The sequence below is a fragment of the Zhihengliuella salsuginis genome (assembly GCF_014651715.1).
Lineage (GTDB): Bacteria > Actinomycetota > Actinomycetes > Actinomycetales > Micrococcaceae > Zhihengliuella > Zhihengliuella salsuginis.
Map to the genome: position 1 here is coordinate 152,322 of NZ_BMXK01000007.1, position 14,195 is coordinate 166,516.

Here is a 14,195-nt window from a genome sequence, read left to right on the forward strand (position 1 = left end):
GTTCCGGTGCGGGCAGCATCACACCCGGGCAGAGTCATTCCTCGCGCAGGGACCGGCGGCGGATCTCCAGCTCCATCAGCTCCCGGTTGATGCGCTGGAACTCCTCTGGATCCCCGGAGGGGTCCATCCGCTGCAGCCTGCCGATGAGCTCGGCCTTCACGTGGGTGATCTGCAGTTCGAAGAGCCTGTTCATGATGTCCCGGCAGTACCTGGCCAGCGCCTCCTCCGAATGCGCCGGCAGCGGGCGCACGGCCAGCTCGGAGACCAGCGGTCGCAGCGGCTCCGGCACTTCCTGGCGGACGGACTCGACCCACCGCGCCGGTGCCACTCCCGACGCCCCGGCCGCTCGGATGGCCGCGTGGATGGCCGCGTGGGCCGGCGCCATGAACCGCGCCTCGTAGAACGCCTGCCACTGCTCCGGGGTGAGCATGGCCGGCTGCTGCAGGACGACCTCGAGGGACTCCCGCTCCATCCGCGTCACCGGGTCGCGCGGGTCGGGCAGCTCGAAGGCCGGCTGCTCCCCCGCTTCCTCGGCATCCCCGCCCGCGGGTGCGTGCCGGCCCTGCCCGTGCGACGGCGCCGCCTCGGCCTGGCCGTGCTGGCTCCGGCCGCGCTCGGGGCCGTGCCCGCCAGTCGCCCGCGACCTCTTGCCTGCCGATGAGACCGCCCGGTTGACGTCGTCCATGTCCATGCCGAGCCAGCCGGCCAGCTCGCGGGTGTACGCCGGGCGCATGGCCGCGTCGCGGATCTCGGCGACGATCGGTGCCGAGGCGCGCAGCGCCTGCACCCGGCCCTCGACGGTGTTGAGGTCGTACTTCTTCAGCCCGGCCTTGATGGCGAACTCGAAGAGGGGGCGCTTGGCGGCGATCAGCTCGCGGACGGCCTCGGGACCGCGCTGCTGGCGCAGGTCGCAGGGGTCCGCCCCGCTCGGCTCGACGGAGACGTAGGTCTGCGCGATGAAGCGCTGGTCCTCCTCGAAGGCGCGCAGCGCGGCCTTCTGCCCGGCCTCGTCGCCGTCGAAGGTGAAGACGACCTCGCCGCCGGTCCCGTCGTCCTGCAGGAGCCGCCGCGCGATCTTGATGTGGTCGGCGCCGAAGGCGGTGCCGCACGTCGCGACCGCGGTCCCCACCCCGGAGAGGTGGCAGGCCATCACGTCGGTGTAGCCCTCGACGACGATCAGCTGGCGGTTCTTGGTGATCTCGCGTTTGGCCAGGTCCACGCCATAGAGGACGTGGGACTTCTTGTAGAGCTGCGTCTCGGGGGTGTTCAGGTACTTGGGCCCCTTGTCGTCCTCGTGCAGCTTGCGCGCACCGAAGCCGATCGTCGCGCCGGTGAGGTCGCGGATCGGCCAGATCAGCCGGCCGCGGAAGCGGTCGTAGATGCCCCGCTGGCCCTCGGAGAACATTCCCGTGTGGCCGAGCTCCTCGTCGCCGAACCCCTTGCTCCGCAGGTGCTTCAGCAGGTGGTCCCACCCCTGCGGCGCGTAGCCGACCCCGAACTGCTCCGCAGCGGCCTGGTCGAACCCGCGGCCGGTCAGGAACTGCCGGGCGATCGACGCCTCAGGGCTGCCGAGCTGGTGGCGGAAGTACTCCTCGGCCAGTTTGTGCGCATCCAGCAGCCGCTGGCGGCGGCCGACCTCCTGCCGGCTCGGGCCGGTGCCGCCGTCCTCGTAACGCAGCTCGTAGCCGAGCTTCGCGGCGAGCTGCTCGACGGTCTCGGTGAAGGTCGTGTGGTCCATCTTCTGGATGAAGGAGATGACGTCGCCGGACTCGCCACAGCCGAAGCAGTGGAACGACCCGACCTGCGGGCGCACGTGGAAGGACGGGCTGCGCTCGTCGTGGAACGGGCAGAGGCCCTTGTACGATCCGACGCCGGCCGAGCGGAGGGTGACGTACCCTTCGACGACGTCCTTGATGTTGGTCCGCGCCCGGACCTCGTCGATGTCTTCGCGTTTAATCAGGCCGGCCATGCCTAACAGGATACGTCCCGACGGCGGCGCCGAGGCACGTTGTCCACATGTTCGGCGCAGGGCGTACGCGCCGGGTCCGCTAGAACAGTTCGTTGCGGAACGGCTCGCCCTGCACCAGGGTGCGGTGCCATTCGATGGCCGAGGCGTCGGTGAGGGAGGCCACCTGGTCGATGACGGCGCGCAGCCGGCTGCCGTCGTCTCGGGCGTCGTGCCAGTCGGCGGCGAACATCGGCTCGAGGTACTGGTCCCCGGTCTCCGTGAGGAGGTCCACGAGGTCGCCGAGCGTCTCCCGCTGCCGCTGGTAGATCGGCTGCCGCTCGTCGCTGGTCATGACGTAGGCGGTGGCCAGGCCCTTCATCGCGGCGATCTCGTGGTCGGTCGCCTCGGGCACGATGAGGCGGCCGTTGAACCGGGTCAGCGGATCGTGCCCGAACTCGGCTCGGGTGGCGTCGATCGCGGCCGAGCAGAAGCGGCCGATGAACTGGCTGGTCATGTCCTTCAGCGCGGCCATGGAGCGCCGCGACCCGTTGGCCGCCGGCACCCATTCCTCGGTGGCCTCGAGCCGGCCGAGGGCGGCGCTGATGGTCGCGTCGTCGACCCCCGGCAGGTACCAGCGGCGCGTGTACTCGATCACCCGCGCCCGGTGGTCCGGGTCCTGGATCCAGCGCAGCTGGAAGCGACCGGCCACGATCGCGTCCTCGACATCGTGCACCGAGTAGGAGATGTCGTCGGCCAGGTCCATCACCTGCGCCTCGATGCACTTCTGGCCGGGTTCGGGGCGGGCGCCGGTCTCGCCGCTGCCGGAGCGCAGCCAGTCGAAGATCGGCAGATCCTCGGCGTAGACGCCGAACTTCCGGGTCTGCTTGCCGTTGACGACGGGGGCGTCGGCGCGGGTCCACGGGTATTTGCAGGCGGCGTCGAGCGAGGCGCGCGTCAGGTTGAGCCCGGCCGAGCCGCCGTTGTGGCGGAAGGTCTTCGTCTCGAGGCGGCTGAGCAGGCGCAGGGTCTGCGCGTTGCCCTCGAACCCGCCGATGGAGGCGGCCAGAGCGTCCAGCGCCTTCTCGCCGTTGTGCCCGAACGGCGGGTGGCCGAGGTCGTGCGAGAGGCACGCGGTGTCGACGACGTCGGGATCGCAGCCGAGCGTCGCTCCGAGCTCGCGCCCGACCTGGGCGACCTCGAGCGAGTGGGTGAGGCGGGTGCGCACGAAGTCGTCGGAGTACGGCGCCACCACCTGGGTCTTGGCGCCCAGCCGGCGCAGGGCCGAGGAGTGAAGCACGCGCGCCCGGTCGCGTTCGAAGCTCGTCCGGTACGACTTCTTCGGCGGCTCGGGGACCCAGCGCTCGTGGTCGTAGGCCTCGTAGCCGGGCACCGCCCGCATCCCGTTGCCCTCAGCCACCGGACACGTCCGATTCCGCCGCGGAGATCATGGCCCGGTGCTCGGCGTTCAGCTCGCGGGAGTCCAGCCAGCCGTCCGGCAGCGCGGGCCGCTTCGGGCTTCCCGCGCGTCCGCGGGGGCCCTCGGCGTCGGCGCCGGGGTACCCGGCCTCGGGGTTGAGGCTGTCCAGCAGGTCGCGCAGCTGCTCGAGCGTGCCGACCGTGGCCATGGCCGCGCGCAGTTCGCCGCCGACCATGTAGCCCTTGAAATACCAGGCGACGTGCTTGCGGATGTCCCGCAGCGCCTGCTCCTCGTTGCCGAAGTAGTCGATGAGCAGCTCGGCGTGCCGGAAGAAGGTCTCCCCCACCTCGGTCAGCGTCGGCTTGTAGCGCGTCTCGCGCCCCTCGAACGCCGCCTGGAGGTCGCCGAAGAGCCACGGGCGGCCCTGGCAGCCGCGGCCGATCACGACGCCGTCGACGCCGGTCTCGCGGACCATGCGGATCGCGTCCTCGGCCGTCCAGATGTCGCCGTTGCCGAGGACCGGTACGTCGGGAAGCGCGTCGCGCAGCTCCTTGATCGCGGCCCAGTCGGCCTGCCCGGAGTAGAACTGGCCCGTGGTCCGCCCGTGCAGGGTCACGGCCGCGACCCCGTGGTCGCGGGCGATGCGGCCGGCGTCGAGGAATGTCAGGTGGTCCTCGGTGACGCCCTTGCGCATCTTGATGGTGAGCGGGACGTCGCCCTTGGCGGCCTCGGTCGTCGCCGCTTTGATGATGGACTCGAACAGCTCCGTCTTCCACGGCAGGGCCGAGCCGCCGCCCTTGCGCGTCACCTTGGGGACGGGGCAGCCGAAGTTCAGGTCGATGTGGTCGGCCCGGTCCTCCTCGACGAGCAGGCGCACCGCGGCGCCCACGGTCTTCGGGTCGACGCCGTAGAGCTGGACCGAGCGCACGTCCTCGTCCTCGTCGTGGGAGATGATGCGCATGGACTTGTCGTTGCGCTCCACGAGGGCGCGGCTCGTCACCATCTCCGCCACGTACAACCCGCCGCCGTACTCGCGGCAGAGCCGGCGGAAGGCCTTGTTGGTGATGCCCGCCATCGGGGCGAGCACGACGGGCACGTCGACGCGCAGCTTGCCGAGGTGCAGCGGCGGCAGCTCGAGCCTGGTGGTCGACCCGGCGCCCGCGGGCGCGCTGGAGGCCGGCGCCGCGGGGGCCGCGGCGCCGTCGTACTGGTTTCGAGGGGAGGAAGCTGTCACGGTCACTGACCCATTATCGCAAGGCCGTGCAAATCGGGCGGCGGCTACGCGTCCGGCTGCGCGCCCGGCATGGAGCGGCGCCCACGGCGGCGGGGCTCCGCCTCCGCGTCGTCGGGCCCGGGTCCCGCGAGTGCGGCGGCGAGCTCGTCCCGAGGCTCCGGAGCGCCCGACCGCGGGGCGGACGGCGCGCCTGCCGGCTGGGCCGGGGGCGTGCTGCCGGTGCCAACCGCCTTGACGACCGCGACCGCGATCGCGGTGGTGACCGGGATCGCCAGCACCAGGCCGATCGATCCGACGAGCGTGCGCACGACCTCCTCGACCAGCTCGCCGGAGGTGAACGTGTCCAGCAGCGCCCGGTCGTAGAGCGTCACGAGGATCAGCATCGGCAGCACGGCGCCCGCATAGGCGAAGGCGATGGTGTACACGGTCGAGGCGATGTGGTCGCGGCCGATGCGCATCGCCGCCGTGAAGAGGTCCTTCGCCGAGCGGCGCGGGTTGGACTCGGCCAGCTCCCACACCGCGGAGGACTGGGTGATCGTCACGTCGTTGAGGACGCCGAGCCCGGCGATCAGCAGTCCGCACAGGATGATCCCGGAGAGCGAGAGCTCGGGCACCTGGTTGACGAGCGTGTACTTGGCGTCGTCGCCGACGCCGGTGAGGTGGACGGCATCGGTCGCCCAGGCCGCCAGCAGCGTGGTCACCCCGAGGCCGAAGACCGTGCCCAGCAGGGCCGTCGTCGTCCTGGCGGTGAAGCCGTGCGCGAAGTAGAGCACGGCGATCATGATCAGGGCGGACCCGACGAGGCCGACGAGCAGGGCCGGTTTGCCCTCGACGAGCGCCGGGATCATGAACTTGGAGAGCACGAAGTACGCGCCGATCAGGCCGAGCAGCGCCCGGAACCCGCGCCACCTGGCGACCAGCACGACGACGAAGGCGTACAGCGCCGAGAGCAGCAGAATGGGCGCCGCGCGGACGAAGTCCACGAAGATGTAGGGCGCGGCCGACCCGGTGACGGCCTCGGTGAGATCGAGGTAGCGGATCTTGTCGCCGGGCTCGATGCCGGTGGCCGTCAGGATCTCGGGCGGGACCTCGACCGGGACGGGGCCGCCGCCCGCGTTGGGCTCGACGTAGGCGACGTCGCACTTCTGCGCCTCGCCGCCGACCGCCTCCAGGTCCCCGGAGGACGGACAGGTCTCGTTGACGACCTCGCGGACCGTTCCGGAGACGAAGTCGACCCCCGCGGCCGCCGAGTACGGGTCGTCGAGCTGGATCTGTTCCGCTCCCCCGCTCGGCCACAGGAACCACGTGCCGACAATGGTGAGGACCGCCAGCGGCAGCAGGATCGCCGAGAGGATGACCCTGGCCCGCCGCCGGCGGGCCGGATCGGCGATGCGTACGTCGTCGTGGCTGTGCCCGTGGCCCACCGTGTCTCCCCTTCGAGTCTCTAGTCGGTCGAGACGATGTGCGTCGTGGTGACGACCGTCGCCTGCCCGGCCGCGATGAGACCGTCGACGACCTCGCTGAGCGCGGTCATCGCGTCGTCGACCTCGACCTTGACCGGGTACTGGTGCGCGAGCATCGACAGCAGCCCGAAGACGGCCTGCTCGGCGGCGGACTTCTCGAGTTCCGGGTCCCAGCCGATGAGGACGTCCGCCGGGGCGTCGAGCCGGTCGGGCTCGTAGCTGATCGCGAACGCGAGGATCTTTCCGCCCCGGGCCTTCGGCTTGTCGCGCAGGACCACGGAGCCCTTCGCGCCCGTCGCCTCGGAGAGCAGCATGGTCTGCGCGCGGCCGAGGGTCATGTCGGCACGGTCCCAGTCGTGCACCGCGTTGTAGAAGGCGGTGACCAGCTGGGTGAGCTCGACGGAACCGGTGGCCGACTCCTCGAGGGTGAGCCCGTCGTCGCTGAACTCGGGCAGCTTCATGCCGCCCGGCTCGATGACGACGGCGCGGGCGCGCATGATCTGCGACTGGCCGACGGACGCGGCGAACCCGGCCGAGGCACCGGCGTCGTTCCCCTCGTCCGTGAAACGGGATTTCAGGGCGCTGACTTCGGACGGGGCACCCTCGCGGCGCAACTGCCGCAGCAGCTCCGTGGCGATGCCCTGTCGCCGGTGGTCGCGGGCGACCTCGACGTAGAACCAGAGCCGGTCCGGGTGCAGCGACGACTCGAACACGGTCGCGGCCGCGATCGGGACGCCCTGGTCCTCTGCGACGACGGTGCGCGCCCACGGGTCGTCGTGGCTCGCCCGCAGCATCGTGCGGTCGACGTGGGCCTGCGGCGTGGCAGGATCCCCCCACACCTGCAGGAGCGCCAGGTCGTCGCCCTCGCGCCACGGACGGTAGGTCAGGTGGTGCAGTCCGGACTGCTCGATCATGCTCAGGCTCCCAGCAGGCGGGCGGCGAGGTAGGACTGGACCTGGTCCAGCGCCACGCGCTCCTGGCTCATCGTGTCGCGCTCGCGGATGGTGACCGCGGCGTCGTCGAGCGAGTCGAAGTCGAACGTGATGCAGAACGGCGTGCCGATCTCGTCCTGGCGGCGGTAGCGGCGGCCGATGGCCCCGGCGTCGTCGAAGTCGATGTTCCAGTGCTTGCGCAGCTTGGCCGCGAGCTCGCGGGCCTGCGGCGAGAGCTGCTCGTTACGGGAGAGCGGGAGCACCGCGGCCTTGACCGGCGCCAGGCGCGGGTCGAGCTTGAGCACGGTGCGCTTGTCGACGCCGCCCTTCGAATTCGGGGCCTCGTCCTCGGTGTAGGCGTCGACGAGGAACGCCATCATCGAACGCGTCAGGCCGAAGGACGGCTCGATCACGTAGGGGACGTAGCGTTCGCCGGTGGCCTGGTTGAAGTAGGAGAGGTCGGCGCCCGAGGCCTCCTTGTGGGAGTTCAGGTCGAAGTCGGTGCGGTTGGCGACGCCCATGAGCTCGCCCCATTCCGAGCCCTGGAAGCCGAAACGGTACTCGAAGTCGATCGTGCCGGCCGAGTAGTGCGCCCGCTCGTCCTCGGGGACGTCGAACTGGCGCATGTTCTCCGGGTTGATGCCGAGGTCCAGGAACCAGTTCCAGCAGTCCTCGACCCACTGGTCGAAGTAGGTCGGCGCGTCCTCAGGGGCGGTGAAGAACTCGATCTCCATCTGCTCGAACTCGCGGGTGCGGAAGATGAAGTTTCCGGGGGTGATCTCGTTCCGGAAGGCCTTGCCGATCTGGCCGATGCCGAACGGGGGCTTCTTGCGGGACGCGGTGAGGACGTTGGCGAAGTTCACGAAGATGCCCTGAGCGGTCTCCGGGCGCATGAAGTACAGGCCGGCCTCGCTGTCGACGGGGCCGAGGAAGGTCTTGACCAGGCCGGAGAACATCATCGGGTCGGTGAACTGGCCCTTGGTTCCGCAGTCCGGGCAGGCGATCTCGCTCATGCCGTCCTTCGGCTCGCGGCCCTTCTTGGCCACGAACGCCTCGATCAGGTGGTCCTCGCGGTGGCGCTTGTGGCACTGCGTGCACTCGACGAGCGGGTCGGTGAACGTCTTGACGTGGCCGGAGGCCTCCCAGACGGCCTTGGGCAGGATGATCGACGAGTCGAGTCCCACCATGTCCTCGCGGCCGCGGACGAAGTTCTGCCACCACTCGCGCTTGATGTTCTCCTTGAGCTCGGTGCCGAGGGGCCCGTAGTCCCAGGCGGAGCGGGAACCGCCGTAGATCTCGCCGGCTTGGAAGACGAAGCCGCGCCGCTTGGCGAGGGAGATGACCTGATCGAGCTTGGACTGCGGTGCCATACATCTACTCCTGGTGGCGAGGCCGCTGGTTGCGGTCCGCCATGGGGGACAAATACCGACTACACCCTAGCCGAAACACGTCTCGGGGGCCTCAGCGGAACTTCAACCCCGACCGCGGGGCGGCCGCGATGACGACCGCGACCAGCGCGACGAGCGTGCCGAGGACCGTCGTCGCGCTCACCGTCGACCCGGGGACGGGCGCGAGGGCGTCGATCGCCAGGGAGCCGAGCAGCTGGCCGGCGATGAGGCCGAGGCTGACGACGAGGACTCCGAGGAGGCGCACCAGGACCGCGCCCGCGGCGATGAAGACGATGCCGAGCGGCCCGCCGATGTACATCCACCAGACGGAGGGCAGGTCGCCGGCCGGCCCGGCGAACGGCAGCATGACGAGGTAGGTCGCCACGAGGGCGATCGTGCCGATCAGGAAGTTGAAGAACGTCGCCGGCAGCGGGTTGCCGTAGTGGCGGGTCTGGACGCCGTTCATGGCCTGCTGGAAGCCCATCAGCAGGCCGGCGACCAGCGGCATCAGCATCGGCCCGACGACGGCGAAGGCCACCCCGCGCTCGGCGAGCGTGGGCCACACGACCCACACGACGCCCGCGAGCGCCAGCAGGGCGCCGACGAGCCGGGCGGTGCTGACCGGGCGCGGGCCGCCGGGCCCGAAGCCGATCCTGTCCACGAGGAGGCCCGAACCGATCTGGCCGGCGACATTCGCGACCGTGAAGAGCGCGACGCCGAGGAAGGTGACGACGAGGCCCTGGCTGAGGACGAAGAACGCGCCGAACGCACCCGCGAGCATGTACCACCAGGGGAACCGGCCCGCCCGGACGTGGCCGGGCATCTCGCGCAGGCCGCGGCGGCCGACCGGCAGGACGAGGATCACGACCGTCAGCACGAGCAGTCCGACGCCGAACGAGACGACCGCCGCCCCGATGCCGCTGCCGAGCTCCTCGCCCAGGGCGCCGTTGATGCGCCCCTGCAGCGGCATGGCGCTGCCGGCGACGAGGGCGAGGAAGAGTCCGAGCGGCAGCGGCAGTGTCCGGTGCTCGCCTTCACGTACGGCAGGTGTCATTCGTCCTCTTCCTCTTTTCCGGGCTGGCGGCGCCCTGCGGCCGGCGGAACCGCGTTCATCCGGCACCCCTACACTGTTTAACCATGACGGCAACCGACCCTGAGAACATTTCCATCCGCGACGAATCGATCCGCCTGGGCCAGCTGCTGAAGCTCGCGAACCTCGTGGAGGACGGCATCGAGGCCAAGGAGCTCATCGAGCACGGGCACGTGCTCGTCAACGGCGAGCCGGAGACCCGCCGCGGCAAGCAGATCCGCCACGGCGACGCCGTCACCCTCGACCAGACCACCATCACGGTCACCTCGACGACGGCCTAGGGCCGGCGCCGACGGATCAGCGGGCCGGGGCCTCGGCCAGGACGCTCTGGCGTAGGAACTCGCAGACGTGGCCCATCTCGGTCGGGTTGATGCTGTGCGCCATGTTCGCGTACATCATCTTGACGAGCCTGGTGTTGGCGTTCGCCCACTCGTTGGTGAACTCGATCTTGTCCTCCGTGATGATCTGGTCGGCGTCGCCGCGGCCCCAGAACAGCGGGACGGACGCGGCGGCGACCTCGTCGTCGCGGAAGTAGTCGCTCGGCGTGGGGATCGCGAAGCCGGAGAGGCCGACGACCGCCTCGATGTCGGCCGGGCGGCGGCGCAGCACCGACGTCGCCACGGCCATGCCCATCGAGAAGCCGAGCAGCGTCACCGACGTGTGGGCTCCCTTGACGGTGTCGAGCCAGGAGACGACGTCGTCGACAGCTGCGGTCACGCGTTCGATCGAGTAGTCGGGTTCGTGCAGCAGCGGGAACCAGGTGAACCCCGGGCCCAGCGCGTGCGGGGCCCGGACCGAGACGAGCGTGAACTCCTCGGGCAGCATCGGCGCGAGGCCGATCAGGTCCCGCTCGTGGGAGAGGTATCCGTGGAACATCACGATCAACGGCGTCCCCGCGCGTTCCGCTTCTGGCCTGCTCCACACGACTTCCGGGTTCCATGTACTGGTCATGGCCCCATTGAACCACCGCGGGCCGGCCCCGCGGGAAATCGTGAACTCGCGTGGCCGGACGTCACCGGGTGAAGACCGTCCGTTTCAGCACCCCGGAGAGCTGCTCGACGTCGGTGAGGAAGCCGTCGTGCCCGATCGGCGTGCGGATGTACTCGACCGGCGGGCAGTTCGGCAGCCGCGAGGCCATGGCCTCGGCCTGCACGGGCCAGTACAGCCGGTCCGAGTCGACGGCGGCGATGAGGAACTCGACGCCGTCCAGCCCGGCGAGCGCCGCGTCCACTCCCCCGCGCCCCCGGCCGACGTCGTGGCTCATGAGCGCCTCGGTGATGACGACGTAGGCGTTCGCGTCGAACCGGCCGACGAGCTTCGTGGCCTGGTGGTCGAGGTAGCTCTCGACCTGGTAGCGGCCGCGCTCGAGCGACGCGCTGCCGAGCGGCTCCTCGTCCTGCTGGGCGGTGCGGCCGAACCGGGCGTCGAACTCGACGTCGGAGCGGTAGGTGATGTGGGCCATGCGCCGCGCGATGCCCAGCCCGGCGACGGGCCCCTCGCCGAATCCGGCTCTCTCTCCCGGCGTTCTCGCCGGTGCACTGTAGTAGTCGCCGCCGGCGAACGCCGGGTCGAGGCGGATGGCCCGCGTCTGGATCTGCGCGAAGGCGATCTGCTCGGCCGTCGACGCCGCGGTCGAGGCGATGGAGACGCACCGGCCCACGCGCTCGGGGAACGTCACGGCCCACTCCAGGGCCCGGGCACCGCCCATGGACCCGCCGAGGACGGTGTGCCACGCGTCGACGCCCAGGGCGTCGGCCAGCCGGGCCTCGAGCCGGACCGAATCCCGGATCGTCGTGAACGGGAAGCGCGAGCCCCACGCCCGGCCGTCCGGCGCGGCGCTGCCGGGCCCGGTCGTGCCGTTGCAGCCGCCCACCATGCCGGGGGCGACGACGAAGTACTTGTCGGTGTCGACCGTCAGGCCGGGGCCGACGAAGCCGTCCCACCAGCCCGGCTCGCCGCTCGCGCCGCGGGCGACGTGGGTGTCGCCCGTCAGCGCGTGCAGCAGCAGGACCGCGTTGGAGCCGTCCTCGTCGAGGGTCCCCCACGTCTCGTAGGCGATGTCCATGCGCGGCAGCACGCCGCCGGTCTCGAAGGCGAACTCCCCGGTGCGCAGCACCCGCAGTGTGCCGTCCGCCGGGACCGCCGGCGCTCCGGCGGCCTCCAGGTGCCCGGCCGTGCCGTGCCGGTCGGCGGCCTGATTGATCGTGTCGACGTCGCTGCTCACTTCACCACTCGTCTTGTCTCCTCGTCCGCCCGCCGGGGCGGGTGGTTCTTGCTGTCCGCCGCGAGGCGGGGCCCGTGCCGGTCCGCCCGGCACGGGCCGCCGGTGTCAGGACACCGCCGCCTGCCGGCCGACAGCCGACTCGGCCGCGGCGAAGCCCGACTCGAGATCCGCCAGGATGTCGTCGACGTGCTCGATGCCGACGGACAGCCGCACCAGGCCCGGCGTGACGCCGGCGGCGAGCTGCTCCGCCTCGCCCAGCTGGGCGTGCGTCGTCGAGGCGGGGTGGATGACCAGTGAGCGGACGTCCCCGATATTGGCCACGTGCGAATGCAGTTCCAGGCCGTCGACGAACGCCTGCCCGGCCGCCGCCCCGCCGGCCAGCTCGAACGAGACGACGGCCCCGGTCCCGCGCGGGCCGTACTTCCGGCCGCGCTCGAACCACGGGCTGGACTCCAGGCCCGCGTACGCGACCCTGACGACGTCGTCCCGGCCCTCGAGCCACTCGGCCACGGTCTGTGCGTTGGCGACGTGGCGCTCGATGCGCAGGCTGAGTGTCTCCAGGCCCTGGGCGATGAGGAACGCGTTGAACGGCGCGACGGCGGAGCCGAGGTCGCGCAGCAACTGCACCCGCGCCTTGAGGATGTAGGCCAGGTTCGCCCCGAGCGCACTGCCGACGCCGAGGTCCCGGGCGAACACCAGGCCGTTGTAGGACTCGTCGGGGGTGTTGAACGTCTCGAACCGCTCCGGGTACTGGGCGTAGTCGAAGCTGCCGCCGTCGACGATGACGCCGGCGATCGCGGTGCCGTGGCCGCCGAGGTACTTGGTCGCCGAGTGGATGACGACGTCGGCGCCCCACTCCAGCGGGCGAATCAGGTACGGCGTGGACAGCGTGTTGTCCACGAGCAGCGGAACGCCGGCCGTGTGGGCGACCCGCGCGACACCCTCGATGTCGAGGACGTCCTGGCGCGGGTTCGAGACGACCTCGCCGAAGAACGCCTTCGTGTTCTCCTGCACGGCCCCGCGCCACTGCTCGAGGTCGTCCGGGTCGGCCACGAACGTGACCGCGATGCCGAGGCGCTTCAGCGTGTGCTTGAGCAGGTTCTGGGTGCCGCCGTAGAGACTCGGGCTGGCGACGATGTGGTCCCCGGCCTCGGCGACGTTGAGGAGCGCGAACGTGGTCGCGGCCTGGCCCGAGGAGAGCAGCAGCGCGCCGACGCCGCCCTCGAGGTCGGCGATGCGCGCCTCGACGGCGTCCGTCGTCGGGTTGCCGATGCGCGTGTAGATCGGCTCGAGCTCGGCGAGCGCGAAGCGGGCCGCGGCGCTCTCGGCACTCGGGAACACGAAGGAGGTGCTCTGGTAGATCGGCAGGGCCCGCGCGCCGGTGGCGTCGTCCGGGGTCTGCCCGGAGTGGATCTGGCGGGTTTCGAACGACCAGGATGCGTTTGGATTGGTCACAGTGACTGTCCCCTCTTGAACATGGGGTCGGCCCGCCCGGCCCGTGATGGGGCTGGTCTTCGGGAGGCGTTCCCGCGCTTGCCCTGCACCGGTTGGTGCGGGGCCAGGTCTTCACCCGGGGCACCCCACCGCGAGTGGAGGGTTGCCGGCCAGCAAACCGGGGTTTCACGCTGGCACTCATGACCTTGTCCCACCAGTGTCGGCGAAGCGCCGCCGCTCCGCAACTTCGCGGCCGCACGACGGGCGCGGAAACGACTTCGAGCGAAACACTCCTGCAAGTTAGGGCAGCCTAAGTCGAGACGCATCTCACAAAGTGCCATCATGAGCACATGATGAGGTTGGACCATGTTTCTTACGCTTGCGGACAAGACGGACTGACGGCCACGGCCGAGCGGGTCGCCGAAACTCTGGGCCTCGAGTCCGTGAAGGGCGGTATCCACCCCCGGTTCGGCACCCGGAACGTTATCTTCCCGATGCAGCACAACCAGTACCTCGAGGTTGTCGAGGTGCTGGACCACCCGGCGAGCGACAAGGCGCCGTTCGGCCAGGCCGTGCGCGCCCGCTCGGAGGCCGGCGGCGGCTGGATGGGGTGGGTCGTCGCCGTCGACGATCTCGCACCGTTCGAGCAGCGGCTCGGCCGCGACCGCGTCCCCGGCAACCGGAAGTTCCCGGACGGCCAGGAGCTCACGTGGCAGCAGATCGGCATCAAGGGGCTGATCGCCGACCCGCAGGTCCCCTACATGATCCAGTGGGACGAGGGGGCCGAGAAGCTGCACCCGTCGCAGGCCCTGGCGGAGCCCGAGGGCCAGATCGCCCAGATCTCGATCGCCGGTTCCAAGGACCGCGTGGCCGAGTGGCTGGGCCAGCCGGAGAAGTCCCCGCTGGGCGACGTCACGGTCGACTGGCAGGCGCCCAACGGCACCCCCGGCATCATGTCGGTCTCCTTCATGACCCCGCACGGCCTCGTCATCCTCTAGGCCCGCTGCGCACCACGCCGCCACCGGTCCCCGGCACGCCCGTCCGTGCCGGGGACCGCTGCGTCCG

Annotated in this window: 12 protein-coding genes and 1 riboswitch; of the genes, 2 read left to right on the forward strand and 10 right to left on the reverse strand. The window is 70.8% G+C overall.

The genetic code is table 11. The features are described 5' to 3' along the window. Positions 1-34: 34 nt before the first annotated feature. The 7 genes from dnaG to IE069_RS09550 form a co-directional block, all read right to left on the reverse strand. Positions 35-1,969 (reverse strand): DNA primase, encoded by a 1,935-nt coding sequence (gene dnaG / locus IE069_RS09520; protein ID WP_189349899.1) that lies wholly within the window; start codon positions 1,967-1,969, stop codon positions 35-37. A 79-nt stretch (positions 1,970-2,048) separates the two neighbouring features. Then, entirely contained in the window at positions 2,049-3,347 is a 1,299-nt protein-coding gene (locus tag IE069_RS09525; protein ID WP_189350034.1) for a deoxyguanosinetriphosphate triphosphohydrolase, read from the reverse strand. Between the two features lie 10 nt (positions 3,348-3,357). After that, positions 3,358-4,497 (reverse strand): tRNA dihydrouridine synthase DusB, encoded by a 1,140-nt coding sequence (gene dusB / locus IE069_RS09530; RefSeq protein WP_229791072.1) that lies wholly within the window; start codon positions 4,495-4,497, stop codon positions 3,358-3,360. Between the two features lie 146 nt (positions 4,498-4,643). Beyond that, entirely contained in the window at positions 4,644-6,023 is a 1,380-nt protein-coding gene (locus tag IE069_RS09535) for a YibE/F family protein (protein WP_189349900.1), read from the reverse strand. A gap of 20 nt (positions 6,024-6,043) precedes the next feature. Next, the gene (locus IE069_RS09540; protein ID WP_229791058.1) at positions 6,044-6,976 is read right to left on the reverse strand and encodes a GNAT family N-acetyltransferase; all 933 of its coding nucleotides are present in this window, start codon (positions 6,974-6,976) and stop codon (positions 6,044-6,046) included. 2 nt (positions 6,977-6,978) lie between these two features. Beyond that, a complete protein-coding gene (locus IE069_RS09545) occupies positions 6,979-8,364 on the reverse strand; it encodes a glycine--tRNA ligase (protein ID WP_189349901.1) in 1,386 nt (461 codons plus the stop codon). Positions 8,365-8,455: 91 nt separating this feature from the next. Beyond that, a complete protein-coding gene (locus tag IE069_RS09550; RefSeq protein WP_189349902.1) occupies positions 8,456-9,436 on the reverse strand; it encodes a DMT family transporter in 981 nt (326 codons plus the stop codon). 83 nt (positions 9,437-9,519) lie between these two features. Here IE069_RS09550 and IE069_RS09555 point away from each other — a divergent pair, with 83 nt between their 5' ends. After that, positions 9,520-9,753, forward strand: coding sequence for an RNA-binding S4 domain-containing protein (locus tag IE069_RS09555; RefSeq protein WP_189349903.1), 234 nt, complete (start codon positions 9,520-9,522; stop codon positions 9,751-9,753). 16 nt (positions 9,754-9,769) lie between these two features. On the opposite strand, the gene IE069_RS09560 is transcribed toward IE069_RS09555, so the two are convergent. From IE069_RS09560 to IE069_RS09570, 3 genes are all read right to left on the reverse strand, one after another. After that, positions 9,770-10,423: an alpha/beta hydrolase gene (locus tag IE069_RS09560; protein ID WP_189349904.1), complete on the reverse strand. Its 654-nt coding sequence runs from the start codon at positions 10,421-10,423 to the stop codon at positions 9,770-9,772. Between the two features lie 61 nt (positions 10,424-10,484). Then, positions 10,485-11,636 (reverse strand): homoserine O-acetyltransferase MetX, encoded by a 1,152-nt coding sequence (metX, locus tag IE069_RS09565; RefSeq protein WP_189350040.1) that lies wholly within the window; start codon positions 11,634-11,636, stop codon positions 10,485-10,487. Positions 11,637-11,801: 165 nt separating this feature from the next. Continuing rightward, positions 11,802-13,151 carry a bifunctional o-acetylhomoserine/o-acetylserine sulfhydrylase gene (locus IE069_RS09570; RefSeq protein ID WP_189349905.1) on the reverse strand — a complete coding sequence of 450 codons (1,350 nt, stop codon included), beginning with the start codon at positions 13,149-13,151 and terminating at the stop codon, positions 11,802-11,804. 69 nt (positions 13,152-13,220) lie between these two features. Then, a riboswitch (SAM riboswitch) is annotated at positions 13,221-13,336 on the reverse strand. A 144-nt stretch (positions 13,337-13,480) separates the two neighbouring features. Here IE069_RS09570 and IE069_RS09575 point away from each other — a divergent pair. Next, positions 13,481-14,128, forward strand: coding sequence for a VOC family protein (locus IE069_RS09575; RefSeq protein ID WP_189349906.1), 648 nt, complete (start codon positions 13,481-13,483; stop codon positions 14,126-14,128). The last annotated feature ends 67 nt before the right edge of the window (positions 14,129-14,195 follow it).

Bases quoted from the DNA above. Each gene is read 5' to 3' on its own strand.
- IE069_RS09550 (WP_189349902.1), bottom strand. From the start codon at position 9,436: ATGACACCTGCCGTACGTGAAGGCGAGCACCGGACACTGCCGCTGCCG.
- IE069_RS09540 (WP_229791058.1), bottom strand. From the start codon at position 6,976: ATGATCGAGCAGTCCGGACTGCACCACCTGACCTACCGTCCGTGGCGC.
- IE069_RS09555 (WP_189349903.1), top strand. From the start codon at position 9,520: ATGACGGCAACCGACCCTGAGAACATTTCCATCCGCGACGAATCGATC.
- IE069_RS09525 (WP_189350034.1), bottom strand. From the start codon at position 3,347: ATGCGGGCGGTGCCCGGCTACGAGGCCTACGACCACGAGCGCTGGGTC.
- IE069_RS09545 (WP_189349901.1), bottom strand. From the start codon at position 8,364: ATGGCACCGCAGTCCAAGCTCGATCAGGTCATCTCCCTCGCCAAGCGG.
- dnaG (WP_189349899.1), bottom strand. From the start codon at position 1,969: ATGGCCGGCCTGATTAAACGCGAAGACATCGACGAGGTCCGGGCGCGG.
- IE069_RS09560 (WP_189349904.1), bottom strand. From the start codon at position 10,423: ATGACCAGTACATGGAACCCGGAAGTCGTGTGGAGCAGGCCAGAAGCG.
- IE069_RS09575 (WP_189349906.1), top strand. From the start codon at position 13,481: ATGATGAGGTTGGACCATGTTTCTTACGCTTGCGGACAAGACGGACTG.